Below are 13,365 nucleotides of genomic sequence, written 5' to 3'. Positions count from 1 at the left end.
CATAAATCATACATATTATGAAAAAAGCAATAGTATTAATAGTAGCAATTTTAAGTTTTACAATAGGTTTTGCCCAAACAGAAAAGGCAAACTATAAAAAAGTAGTTACAGAATTTCAAGAAAATTATAATGAAAATGATTATGAAGCGATTTACAATATGTTAAACGCTAATTTTCAAAAGACATTGACTTTAGAAAAAACAATTTCATTTTTTAAAACTAACTTAAATGCTAATGCTTTAGGTAAAATTAAAGCTGTAGAATTAAAATCTATTGTTAGAACAGGTCATAACTATAATTTGACTTTTGAAAATGGAGCAGGAGAAGCTTTTTTTCTATTAGATGAAAACAATAAAATTAGTGGATTACAAATGTATCCATCAAAAAAATAAACAAACCCAACAACAGTCATAACAAGACATTAAGTAAAAATTACAGTACGATGATTTTAGAAATGAAAGTACCTTCGCCAGGTGAATCAATTACAGAAGTTGAAATAGCTGAATGGTTAGTAGAAGATGGTGATTATGTAGAAAAAGACCAAGCAATAGCAGAGGTAGATAGCGATAAAGCAACATTAGAATTACCAGCTGAAGCAAGTGGAACAATTACATTAAAAGCCGAAGAAGGTGATGCAGTAGCAGTTGGGCAAGTAGTTTGTTTAATTGATACAGCTGCAAAAGCTCCAGAAGCTTCAACTTACGAAGGTGGCGATGAAGGCGGAAATGCAGACGCTGAGCAAGACTTAGCTAAAGATCAAAAAGCAGCGTCAAATAAAGAAAATCACGAAAAAGCACCAAATCCTGCAAAAGAAACTTACGCTTCTGGAGTAGCAAGTCCAGCAGCAAAGAAAATTTTAGCAGAAAAAAACATGGATGCATCATCTATAACTGGAACAGGTAAAGATGGTCGTGTTACTAAAGACGATGCTGTAAAAGCAACTCCTTCTATGGGAACTCCAACAGGAGGAAACAGAGGTTCTTCTAGAAGCAAAATGTCTATGTTACGTAGAAAAGTAGCAGAGCGTTTAGTTGAAGCTAAAAATACAACAGCAATGTTAACTACTTTTAACGAAGTAGACATGTCACCAATATTTGCTTTAAGAAAAGAATACAAAGAAACATTTAAATCTAAGCACGGTGTAAGTTTAGGGTTTATGTCTTTCTTTACTTTAGCAGTAGTTAGAGCATTAAAATTATATCCGGCAGTTAACTCTATGATTGATGGAAAAGAGATGCTAACTTACGATTTTGTAGATGTAAGTATAGCCGTTTCTGGTCCAAAAGGATTAATGGTTCCTGTAATTAGAAATGCCGAAAACCTATCTTTTAGAGGTGTTGAAGCAGAAGTTAAACGTTTAGCTTTACGTGCTAGAGATGGTAAAATTACAGTAGATGAAATGACTGGTGGTACTTTTACAATTTCTAATGGTGGTGTATTTGGCTCTATGTTATCAACTCCAATTATTAATCCACCTCAAAGTGGTATTTTAGGTATGCATAATATTGTAGAGCGACCAGTTGCAATTGATGGTCATGTAGAAATTAGACCTATAATGTATGTTGCATTATCTTACGACCATAGAATAATTGATGGTAAAGAAAGTGTAGGATTCTTAGTTGCAGTAAAAGAAGCATTAGAAAACCCAACAGAACTTTTAATGGATAACGATATTAAAAGAGCATTAGAGTTGTAAATCATTAACTTTATATAACAAAAAAAGCGCAACGTATTAAGTTGCGCTTTTTTCGTTTAAAAACATTTGTAAACGGTCACTAACTAAAAAAGGTTACAAAAATGTTTATTGAAATAATTATAATAGCAAAAACAATTATAGCTATTATAAATGCTTTGTTTTGAGTTTCTGTTTCTTCTATCATGATATGTAGGTTTTTTTTGGTAAAAGAAACTCTGCACCATTACAATGCAGAGTTCTCTAAATAATTCTCCCTAAGAACTAATTAATAGCATTATAAAGGTAAGTAGTATCTATCTTAAAAAAAATACGTAGAACTACGTATTTTTTTTAAGTACTTTTTATATTCAATTATTCTTGTAGGTCCTGCCTTCACTACTTTTTTACTAAATTAAATATGAATTTATAAAACAATAGGCCTTTTAAATATTTAATTAAAAACGCTAATATTAATAAAAACGCAAAATTTATTTAAAAAAAATGATTCTTGGTAAGTGAGAATTTTAAATTTGAAGACGTATTAAAAAAAGAGAAGCTTTACATTGGTGTTAGCAATGTAAAGCTTAATAGGTTCTCTCCATAAATTGATTAATAGCAATATAAAGATAAGTGCTATTATTGAAATAAAAAATACGTATAACTACGTATCTTTTTAGCTTATTGTAAAAATAAAAAATAGCGCTTAAGCCTTGTTATTGTTATAAATCTCTATGTTGTTATTATTAAAACAAAAATGTTTTGAATAATAATTACCAATAATAAAAAGCTTGTTTTGTAAAATTCTGTTAGAAACTTTAATAAAATTATAAAAGGTCTTTATTTAAAATAGCCCATAACATTAGCGCATTGTGAGATTTTTGAAGTTTTAGTTTTTTAGTTATGTTACTTCTATGCTTTTCTATGGTTCTAATTGAGCTTTGTAGTGTTTCAGATATTTCTTGGTTTGTTTTATTTTGAGATAGTAGTTGTACTACTTTAAGCTCAGTTTTTGTAAGTAAGTCTGTAATATGAGATTTAGAATATTTTAATTTAGAGTTTAAGTATGAAGCTATTTCTTCACTAAAATAAGCCTCCCCTTTTTTAACATGTTCTATACAGTTTTCAATTTCTTCAATTGCAAATTCTTTTAAAATATAGCCATAAACATTAAACTCTTTTGCTTTATCAAAAAGCTCTTCTTCATTATCAAAAGTAATAAGGATAACCTTGGTGTCTAAGTTATATTTTTTACAAGCTTCAGCAACATCAAGACCTGTCATGTAAGGCATTCTAATGTCAAGAATAGCAATATCTGGTTTGTGCTTAACAATTAATGCATACGCAGCGCGGCCATCTTCTGCTTTTCCTAGAATCTCATATCCTTTTGAAGCAATAAAATCGCTCAAACCTCTAAGCATCAATGGATGATCGTCTGCAATGACAATTGTAGTTTTCATTTTTAGGGAGTTTTTATTTTAAGTAGTGATATAAAAGTAAGAAAATACACTTTAAATTGGCTTTAAATACAAGTATTTCTTATTATAATCTATAATAGCCTTGCCTTTTTTTAATATATCTGCTCCAATTATTCCATTTACAGGTTTGGCATTATGAGTTGTTAAAGCGGTGTTTACATGTGTTAAATCAAACAATACAAGATTCACTTTAGTTTTTTTCCACCTACCAATCATTATAGTATTTTTACTAGAAATTTGAGTAAGCATATCTGTAGCTCCAGCTCCAGCAGCCTTAATGTCTGAGTCTTTTGCGGCAAGTTTAAAGCGTTCAATGTCTTTAAAACCAATACAGCTACTAGATGCACCAGTATCTAAAATAAACAATCCTTTTACACCATTAACTTTAGCTTTAATTTCAAAGTGATTGGTTTTTGTAAGCTTAAGTTTTATTTTTTTATATCCTTTTTCTAGTAAGAATTCCCAAAGTGCGTTTTCCATTTTTCTTTTTAAATAGGAATAGTAAAAGTACTATAATTACAATAGAGATAACTACTATACTCCATATATATGTATAATCTTTTTTAACACTATTAAAACTGCCATAGTAATTAAAAGCACTCCAATAAAATGGAGATTTTTTAATATTTGTAATTTTATTGTTATTTAAGTAATCTATTTTAGATTGCCTATTAGCGTAATTTATAGCATTGGTTTTACTTAAATTTTTGTAAAATGAAGCCATAATTTGCGATGTAGATAAATCGCTAATTTGCCATAAAGAGTAAACTGTATTCTCTACACCAGCATATTGAAAGCCACGAGCAATACTCATAGCACCTTCACCGCGGTGCAACATACCAACTCCAGTTTCGCAAGCACTTAAAACAACAAGATTGGCTGTTAAACTTAGTTTGTACAATTCGTTAGTTGAAAATGCAGTATCTATAAAAGAAATTTGAGCAGGTGTATAAAAATCTCCAGATGTGCCATGCGTTGAAAGATGTAAAATTGAAAATGCATTTGCGTTATTTATAAAGGCGTTTTTTGTAGCTTCTTCATTAATTAAAATTTTAGTTTCAATTGTGTTTTGAATTTTTTTAGCTTCGGTTACAGAATTTAGAAGTTCGAATTTGGTGCTTTTGTAAACCGGAAATACGCCCAAAACTTTAGGTTTTATAATATTAGGATTATTATTAAGGTATAGCGCGCAGTTAGCATTGTAAACTGTAGTGTGTGACTTTACAAAAAAAGGAATTTGGTTAAACGATTTACTTTCGGTTTTATTAGTAATTAAAGCATCAAACGGAATGAAATTTAACAAGCCATCTGGAATTATTAATATGTTATTTAGGTTGCTAACAGAGTTTAAATTTAACAAGGTATAAAGCTCGTGTGCTTTTTTAGTGTAAGCTTGTATATTGTTATTTATAACTGAAGAATTATCGAAATATGAAATAAATTCTTTAATGAGATTTGTATTATTTTCACTAAGCTCTATTTTGTTAAAAACCGTTACTTTATTAGAAATTATAATTTGATAAATTGCTTTTTTCCCATAAAAAAAGTTTACTAGACTTGCTTTATCCTGCTCTAATTTTGTAATTAATTTTGAGATATTTAAAGGTTTGTTTTGCGTAGTAAATTTGTTTTCAATGTCTTGATTTACTTTTTTTAAATCAATATTTATAAAAGAGAGTTGTTCTCTAATTTTATTTTTTTGGTTTGGGTTTGAATTGTAAGGCGACTTAATTAACCTATTAGTAAGTTGTTCTTGTTTTTGTAAAAGCGATTGTTGCTTTAACAATAGAGAGTCTTTAGGATGTTTTTTTAATAAATCTTTTTTGTCAAGAATATCATTTAAAACAGATGCTTTATAACGTTCGGAAATTTTTAAAGCTTCTGTAGTAAAGTAAGTGTCTTCGCTTTTATTTTGAAGTTTATATAGTAAGTTTAAACATTTCTCGCTTCGGCTTCTTTTTTCATTTAGTAAAATAAGTTTACCATCTTGTGTTGTTGTGTTTTTTGCTAATAAATCGCTTACATAAAAACTTAGTTTATAATAGTCTAATGCTTTTTTAGGATTACTTTCTAATGTCGCTAATAAATCGAAAACTCCAATGAATGCATTTTCTGGGTAAAGTTCTGTTTCTGTAGGTATTGAATATCGATTGTAGTTTTTTAATAAGGTTTTTAATGCATAGTTTAAGGTTTTTTCTGCCGCGTTAAAATTGTTTAATTTATAATGAATTTGAGCCTCTTCTAAATATAGTTTTGCCAATTCACTTGCAGAAGATAAATTACTTGTTTTTAAGTGCTTTATGCTTTTAAAGGCTTTTAGCGCAGCTTTGTAATCTTGATTTTGCATTGCTAACTCATATGCTAGTTCTTTATCCTCTAGTTTATCTAAAAAATCTGAGTTAAAAATAATGCGGTCTATTCTTGTAACTTTTTTATTTAATCTAATCTGGCTTCTTGAAATTAGTCTTTTTAAATTACTTTTTTGTTGTTTGCTAATACCATTTATATTTAGACCATAGGTTGCAATATCTATTGCTTGTTGGTGTCTATTGGTTGTTTGGTAAAGTCTAGATAAATTTATAGTTCCTGCTATTTGCTGAGTCGTGTTATTTGTTTTTTTAGCTAATGCGATATAGTTTTTTGTTATGTTTTCGCAACTAGTGTAATCGCCAACTTTATTGTATAAAATACCTAAAGGTTTTAAACAATTTTCTATAATATCATACTCAAAAAAAGATGCTATATTTTTGTTTTTGTAGAGCTTCCAGGCTTTTTCGTATGTAGTTATTGCAACACTGTTTTGGCTTTTACTTTTTAAATAATAGGCTTTATTAACTAGTAAAAATATAAATGCCATGTACTCATCTTCAGTACTAAGTTTGGCTTCAAATATTGAAATTTCATCATTTAAATTTTTTAAAGCTTCGTTATTTTTTTTACTATTAAATAGCTCTGTAGCATTGTAAATATTGTTTTCTAAATTTTGAGAAAAGCCACTTACAATAAAAAGGAAACAAATAACAACTAAGAAGTTTTTCATATATAGAATACATTTTTAATTAAAACTTCCAAATAGCATAAAGCTGTAAGTAATTAAAATTCTCTTTAAAATTTAATACATATCGTGCGCCTGCACTTGGGCCTATTCTCGCTGCACCAACTGTTGCTTCAAATAAAAGTCCGGTTCTAAAATTAGTAAAAGCAGTAGAGGAGCTTTCTATATTTTGCTCTTCGTTAAATATAAATTGTGGTGGTTGCGTATTCTCAAAATCTTGTATTAATATATTGCTTTCTTTTTTTTCAGATAATGAAATTGTGCCTTGTAATCCTGCACCTAAACCTATGTAGTTGTTAATATTATATCTTACTAAAACTGGTATTGCCCAATCTATATTATCAAATGTATTTGTAGTTGTGGTTCTTCTAATAAACTGTTCTCCAGCTGCTCCAAAATCGCCAAGTGTTTCTGTAATTGTTGTTTCTCCTGTATAACTATGAAAGCTGTTTAATAGCTCTATTTGCCAGTACCAACGGTAAGATTTAAATGGGGATAATGTAGCACCAATAAAATATGCTTTAGAGTTTTCTAATTCGTTATAAAAATTATATCCGACTTTTGCACCAATTGATATGCCTGGTAAAAACCTAGTAGTGGAGTAGTTGGTAATTATAGGTTCGTTTTTATCGAATATTATTGCTGTTCTAGATTTTGTTTTTTTCTTGTGAAAATTATCAGCAAATTTTAGGCTGTATTTTACAAAGCCTTTAGTAGAGTCATAATCCTTTACGTTTTTTTGCTCGCTTCCAGGTAAATAAATGTTTTTAAATGTAAAAATAGCTTGGGTTTTGGTGTAAGTTGTGTCGATACAACTGTACTGTACTTCGTTTTTTGGGCAAATTGGAACTTTGGGATAGGTGTCTTCTACTTTAATTGTTGTTTTGTCAAACATATCGGGAACATCGGTTTCCAATTTAATTGTAGTTGCAGGACCTTCGCCATTATTTTGAAATTTTATTTTAAATTTTGGTCTTTTAAAACGAACTAAACGGTAATTTAAAAAGGTTGCATTAGTGGACATTTTATTAGGATCGTGTGAAGTAACAATCTCCATTTCCATGTCTTTTACCTTGTGTGTTTTATAATTGTTGTCTGGAATATAAATACTTCTAACCGAAATTATGGCACTTGTGTCTTTTAGCATTTCGGGTGTGGTTTTAAAGGTATAAAATATGTTGCGTTCTTCGTTTGGTTCCATGTTATTAAACGCAATAGTACTGGATTTTTTATACGTAGTTTTAGCTTCGGTTAGCGTTAGTTCTAGGTTTTCTTTTTCGGTAGAATCGTTATACTTCGTTTTAAGTAAATTTATATTGTTTTGTGTAGAAGCATAAAAGGTTTTTTCGTTATTTATTTTATTTGAAAACACATAATCTTCGTTATTAATTATTTTTTCGGCATTATAAAGTCTGGTGTCAATAAGTTTAAAATTATCTGCTTTGTATTTTGTTTCATTAAAAAACAGATGTAAAGTTCCGTTTGTAGTATAATCTTTATAATTTTTATAGCGCATTACAATAACCATTTCTTGGTTTGGTACTGCTTCTCGATTTCTAATTAGTTCTAAATCCTCACTCATAGAAGCAGATGCTTTTGCGGTTGGGTTATCTTGATTTACTTTTATTTTTTTGGGTCTTGTGGTTGGTGGTTTTCCTGTGTCGTAAATATTTGTTGCCCAATATTTAATTTCATATTCGCCACTTTTTTTATATTGTTTACTAGGTGTTTCTTCTTTACTATAATCGCCATCTCCAAATTCCCAAAAATGTTTATAATAAGCTTTTGGTGCTCCAGCTATTTGGTTTAAAGGTGGTGTTTTAGATGAAAACTGTACGCTGTCGTTTTTAATTTCGTATTGTATTGTTGCTATACGTTGTAAAGTATCTTGCGTTGTTTTTTCTTGACTGAAAGCTAGAACGCTTATAAAAAAGAATATATAATTTAGGTAGAAATTTTTCATAATAGCGTTGGTTATAGATAAATAAATATACAAAACTGAAATTTTATAACTCTTAAACTTATGCAAGCGATGCTAATAATGTTAGTAATACGGCAACTCTAATTGCAAAATAGATTATTTGCTCCTTTATTTCTTCCTGTTTATTTATGTTTTTTGTAGTATTCATAATAGTGTGTTTTAATGTGCTACACCTTTATATCAATACAGTTTCTATTTTGTTACCCTATTTTTTTACTATATTAAAAAAGGCCAGGATTTTAAATCCTGACCTTTTGCGCTTAAGTAGGTGTTAATTATTATGGTAGCGCATTAATTATGTTTATAAATTGTGCTTCAGTAGCAGTAGTTGTTTCGTTATAATTAAATGTAATTATATGATTATCTACTATGGTTACTTGTTTTACGGCATATCTCCATACACCATTATCTTCGGTTGCAAATATTACATGGCATTCTAAACCAATTGGTATTTGTCCATAATGCTCACTAAATAGGTTTAAGTTTTCATCGTAAGTATCTAATTGTGCTAAGCCAGTGTCTTCACCATCATAAGATAAATAAATAGCACTATTGTCAAAGTTATAACCTAAAGGCGCTTGAGCTTGAATTAGTGTTTTTGGTCTTGGGTCATTATAAAACCTATCAATATTAGACCAACCAAATTGTCCTAAAAAAGCATAGTATTCTCCACCTTCAACAAAAACACCATCTTGACCTGTTGGGTCTTCATTTTCATCCCAAGTTAGATTATCGTCTAGGTCTATATTGCCTTCCCAAAGTGTCATAGCATTATCTGCGCCACCAGTTAAACTAGAAGGAACGACTAATTGTATGTTACAACTGGTGTCTAAAACTTGACCGTTTTGTGTAGCTTCAATAAAAAACTCTCCGCCAGAAATAAGTAAGGCTTTGTCGCCGTTTGGTAATGTTCCCATTGTAGGTTTATTTGTGGTAAGCATATTTCCTTTTTCAAATAATTCTACATATTCTAAATCTATTGTTCCTGTTGTTGCGTTTCCGTTTAAGGTTAAACAATTTGTATTTATATTAATTTGTACTCCATTATTAGAGGTTAAACTAATGTTACCATCGTTTGCATCAAATTGAAAATACTGTGTTTGGTTTTCTAAAGCTTGTAGCTTTATGTTTTTAAATGCTGCTGCAGTTGCAACAATTGGATCTGTTGTTGAGTTTTCAAATTTATCGTCTGTATCACAACTTGTAAATAATGTAAATGCTGTTATACATAAACTCGCTAATACTGTTTTTAAAATTTTCATGATTTCTAATTTTTATAGTTATATAATTTTGTTAATGGGTTTTATTTTTTCTTGTTTTCAATTATTCGATAAGATGTAATGTCTCCTTTGGCAACTAAATGCATCATTTTTTTTGCATTAAATTCATTGCTTGAAAATCCTTTTGCATATCCTTTTTCAGTGTTAACTTCCCAAAAGAAAACACGATTGTTATTAGATTGCATTTCACTTTTTAAAATAAAGTAGTTTGTAATTTTCTGTTCTATTACTATGGCATTTTGTCCTACTATATTTGCTCTTCTTTTAGCATCAAATAAAGAACTTGCGGTTCCAGAAAACTCACCGGTTGTAGTTTTTACAGTCCAATCGAAAACCTCTATAATTTCATCTTTGTGAATGTTTACACGTGTTACTGTGTTAGCTTGTGATTTTAAGTTTGTAGCATTTACAGTTAAAAAACTAAAGACTACTGTTGCGATAATTAAAATTGAATTTCTCATAATTTCTAAATGTTTATTGATTAAAAGTTTGTTTTATTGTTTCTGGCTTTTTGCCTTTTACAACCTTATATCAAAACCATTTAAAAATTGTTACCTCTATTTTCTAAAGTTTTTTTAAATTGGTGTGAAACTAACCGAGAAATAAGGCATTATGAGTGATAAAAAAATTCACGAAGACCAAAAATATATAGAAGGTTTATTAGAAAATAACTCATTTATTATACAAGCTATCTATAATAAATTTGTGCCAAAAGTGATTAATTATGTAAAGCAAAATAGTGGAGACAGCGACCAAGCTCAAGATATTGTTCAAGACACTATAGTTACCATATACAATCAGGCAAAAAATAAAGGACTACAACTTACCTGTCCTTTTGATGCTTATTTTTTTCTGCTTTGTAAGCGTAAGTGGTTAAATACTCTTAAAAAAAACAATAAAAAGGAGGTAACAATAAATGAAGAAGTTTTATCTAAAGGAGATAGCGCTCATGAATTAGCAATAGAAACTGCTTTATTTAGTGAAAAACAGGCCTTATTTAACGAGATGTTTCAAAAATTAGGTACTGCATGTAAAGATTTAATTAAAGCAACTTTTAAAATAAAATCTATGGAAGAAGTTGCAGCCAGTTTAGGTGTAACTTATGCTTATGCTCGAAAAAAGAAATCTTTATGTATTGGGCAGTTAACAAAACTGGTTCAAGAGTCGCCTAAATTTAAACAACTTAATTATTAATTAAAATGGAAGATCAAGACTATATTTTATTCGATAGCTATATAAATAATGAATTATCTGAAACAGAAATTTTAGCTTTTAAAAACCGTTTGAAGACAGATAAAGTGTTTGCCGAAAATTTTAACCTTTACAAAGAAGCAAACCTATTCTTAAAAAATAAATTTGAAAATGAAGCTGAAACATCTGCATTTAAAAATAATTTAAAAAGCATTTCAAACACACATTTTAAAACAACAAAAACTAAAACCGAAAGACCAAAGCACTCTAAATTCTTTAGATTAGGACAGTTGGCTATAGCAGCAAGTGTTGCTGTGTTTTTAGGCTTATTTATATACAATCAAGTATTTAGTAAACCAGGATATACAGATTACAACACGCATGAACCAATGACGGTAGTTAGAGGTAATGTAAAAACATTAATAGAAGCTACAAAAGCATTTAATAATAAAGACTATAAAAAAGCCAACACCTTATTAAAGCAAGTACTAGAAAAAGATCCAGAAAACAGTGAGCTACAATTATATTATGCTATTACAAATATAGAATTAGATAATTTTACAATTGCAGATATGCAATTAAAAGCATTAATAAATGGACAATCTGCCTATAAAAACAGAGCATTATGGTATGCGGCTTTAAGTAAATTAAAACAAAATAGTAATGATGTATCAATTATGTTATTAAAACAAATTCCAGAAGGAGCAGACGATTATAAAGAAGCACAGCGTTTATTAGATAAATTAGAGTAAATACAAACAGAAATTAACAATAGAAAAGTCATCTAATCAAGATGACTTTTCTATTTTTACGCCATGATTATTACAGACACACACACGCATTTATACAGTGAAGCTTTCGATGAGGATAGAGCAGAAATGATGCAGCGCACATTAGACGCTAACGTTTCTAGATTGTTTATTCCAGCCATAGATTCTACATACACAGCATCTATGCTGCAACTAGAAAAAGACTATCCAGAACATGTTTTTTTAATGATGGGTTTACACCCAACACATGTAAAAGAAAATTACAAAAAAGAATTAGCACATGTAGAGCAAATGCTTGAACAACATAAATTTTATGCCGTTGGAGAAATAGGGATAGATTTATATTGGGATAAAAGCACATTAGCAATACAACAAGAAGCCTTTAGGCATCAAATAAAACTAGCAAAAAAATATAAATTACCAATTGTAATTCACTGCCGTGAAGCATTTAATGAAATATTTGAAATTTTAGAAGAAGAAAAAGCCGAAGACCTTTTTGGAATATTTCATTGTTTTACAGGAACATTAGAACAAGCACATCAAGCCATTTCATATAATATGAAATTAGGAATTGGTGGAGTCGCTACTTTTAAAAACGGAAAAATAGATAAATTTTTAAATAAAATAGATTTAAAACATATTGTTTTAGAGACAGATGCGCCATATTTGGCACCAAAACCATACCGTGGTAAACGAAATGAAAGTAGCTATATATTACAGGTTGTAGAAAAACTATCTGAAATTTATAATATAAGTGAAGAAGAAATTGCACAAATAACAACTCAAAACTCAAAAGCAGTATTTGGTGTTTAATAAAAACCTAAAAGTAAAAGCTAAAAATTTATGACTAAAAGTATTCCAAACATACTCCTTATATATACAGGCGGAACTATAGGTATGATAAAAGACCCAGAAACAGGAGCGCTTAGAGCATTTGATTTTGATAATTTATTAATAAGAATTCCAGAACTAAAACTATTAGACTGTAATATTTCAACAACAACATTTAATGAGCCTATAGACTCTAGTAATATGGAACCTAAATATTGGGTTGATATAGCAGAAATCATTGAAGAGAATTACGATAGCTGTGATGGTTTTGTTGTTTTGCACGGTAGCGATACTATGAGTTATACAGCCTCAGCATTAAGTTTTATGTTAGAGCATCTGGCAAAACCAGTAATATTTACAGGATCACAATTACCTATAGGAGATTTACGTACAGATGCAAAAGAGAATTTAATAACATCAATACAAATAGCATCATTACAACATTATAATAAACCAATAATAAAGGAAGTCTGCCTATATTTTGAATATAAATTATATAGAGCAAACAGAACAACAAAAATAAATGCAGAACATTTTGAAGCCTTTACAAGCTTAAATTATCCAGATCTTGCAGAATCGGGAGTACATTTAAAAATAAATAACGAGTATTTGTTTAAACCAAATGCCAGAAAACAACTAGTTGTTCATAAAGAATTAGAAAAAAACATAGCTTTAGTAAAGTTATTTCCAGGAATATCTAAACAATTGTTAACCTGTATATTTAATACTGCCGATTTAAAAGGTGTAATATTAGAAACCTATGGCGCAGGAAATTGTACGACAGAAGATTGGTTTATTAATCTATTAAAAGAGACAATACAAAAAGGTATACATATAATAAATGTAACACAATGTTCTGGCGGAAGTGTGATGATGGGACAATATGAAACTAGCGAAAAACTAAAAAAAATAGGCATAATTTCAGGAAAAGACATTACAACAGAGGCTGCAATTAGCAAATTAATGTATTTATTGGGTCAAAATGTTTCCCCTAAGTTGTTCAAAACCATATATGAAACAGCTTTACGAGGAGAAATGTCATAAATTTAGGAGCTAAAAATTTTTAATTCAATTAGACTTCTTTATTTTTGGAACCAATTAAGTTAT

Annotated in this window: 12 protein-coding genes; 6 read left to right on the top strand and 6 right to left on the bottom strand. The window is 29.3% G+C overall.

Features of this window, described 5'->3' with window-relative positions; translation table 11 throughout:
* The first annotated feature begins 17 nt into the window (after nt 1-17).
* Together BM549_RS04375 and odhB are read left to right on the top strand one after the other, a co-directional pair.
* Nucleotides 18-392, top strand: a complete 375-nt coding sequence (locus BM549_RS04375; protein ID WP_290469150.1) for a DUF3887 domain-containing protein — start codon at nt 18-20, stop codon at nt 390-392.
* A gap of 50 nt (nt 393-442) precedes the next feature.
* On the top strand, nt 443-1,696 hold the full coding sequence (gene odhB / locus BM549_RS04370) for a 2-oxoglutarate dehydrogenase complex dihydrolipoyllysine-residue succinyltransferase (protein WP_290469149.1): 1,254 nt from the start codon (nt 443-445) through the stop codon (nt 1,694-1,696).
* Between the two features lie 803 nt (nt 1,697-2,499).
* Here the strand turns inward: odhB and BM549_RS04365 are convergent.
* The 6 genes from BM549_RS04365 to BM549_RS04340 form a co-directional block, all read right to left on the bottom strand.
* Entirely contained in the window at nt 2,500-3,132 is a 633-nt protein-coding gene (locus BM549_RS04365; RefSeq protein WP_290469148.1) for a response regulator transcription factor, read from the bottom strand.
* Nucleotides 3,133-3,183: 51 nt separating this feature from the next.
* Nucleotides 3,184-3,630, bottom strand: coding sequence for a retropepsin-like aspartic protease (locus BM549_RS04360; RefSeq protein WP_290469147.1), 447 nt, complete (start codon nt 3,628-3,630; stop codon nt 3,184-3,186).
* A complete protein-coding gene (locus BM549_RS04355) occupies nt 3,587-6,190 on the bottom strand; it encodes a CHAT domain-containing protein (protein ID WP_290469146.1) in 2,604 nt (867 codons plus the stop codon). The genes BM549_RS04360 and BM549_RS04355 overlap by 44 nt, the downstream gene beginning before the upstream one ends.
* A gap of 19 nt (nt 6,191-6,209) precedes the next feature.
* Nucleotides 6,210-8,168, bottom strand: coding sequence for a PKD domain-containing protein (locus BM549_RS04350; RefSeq protein WP_290469145.1), 1,959 nt, complete (start codon nt 8,166-8,168; stop codon nt 6,210-6,212).
* A 296-nt stretch (nt 8,169-8,464) separates the two neighbouring features.
* Nucleotides 8,465-9,448: a hypothetical protein gene (locus tag BM549_RS04345; protein ID WP_290469144.1), complete on the bottom strand. Its 984-nt coding sequence runs from the start codon at nt 9,446-9,448 to the stop codon at nt 8,465-8,467.
* A 41-nt stretch (nt 9,449-9,489) separates the two neighbouring features.
* The gene (locus tag BM549_RS04340; protein WP_013869343.1) at nt 9,490-9,927 is read right to left on the bottom strand and encodes a hypothetical protein; all 438 of its coding nucleotides are present in this window, start codon (nt 9,925-9,927) and stop codon (nt 9,490-9,492) included.
* A 151-nt stretch (nt 9,928-10,078) separates the two neighbouring features.
* Between BM549_RS04340 and BM549_RS04335 the strand changes: the two genes are divergently transcribed.
* From BM549_RS04335 to BM549_RS04320, 4 genes are all read left to right on the top strand, one after another.
* A complete protein-coding gene (locus BM549_RS04335) occupies nt 10,079-10,660 on the top strand; it encodes a sigma-70 family RNA polymerase sigma factor (protein ID WP_290469143.1) in 582 nt (193 codons plus the stop codon).
* A 5-nt stretch (nt 10,661-10,665) separates the two neighbouring features.
* Nucleotides 10,666-11,409 (top strand): tol-pal system YbgF family protein, encoded by a 744-nt coding sequence (locus BM549_RS04330; RefSeq protein WP_290469142.1) that lies wholly within the window; start codon nt 10,666-10,668, stop codon nt 11,407-11,409.
* A 63-nt stretch (nt 11,410-11,472) separates the two neighbouring features.
* A complete protein-coding gene (locus BM549_RS04325) occupies nt 11,473-12,240 on the top strand; it encodes a TatD family hydrolase (RefSeq protein WP_290469141.1) in 768 nt (255 codons plus the stop codon).
* Between the two features lie 30 nt (nt 12,241-12,270).
* On the top strand, nt 12,271-13,302 hold the full coding sequence (locus tag BM549_RS04320; RefSeq protein WP_290469140.1) for an asparaginase: 1,032 nt from the start codon (nt 12,271-12,273) through the stop codon (nt 13,300-13,302).
* The last annotated feature ends 63 nt before the right edge of the window (nt 13,303-13,365 follow it).

The sequence above is a fragment of the Lacinutrix sp. MedPE-SW genome, assembly GCF_001874145.1.
Classification (GTDB): Bacteria; Bacteroidota; Bacteroidia; order Flavobacteriales; family Flavobacteriaceae; genus Lacinutrix.
This window is presented reverse-complemented; position numbering and strand designations above follow the sequence as displayed.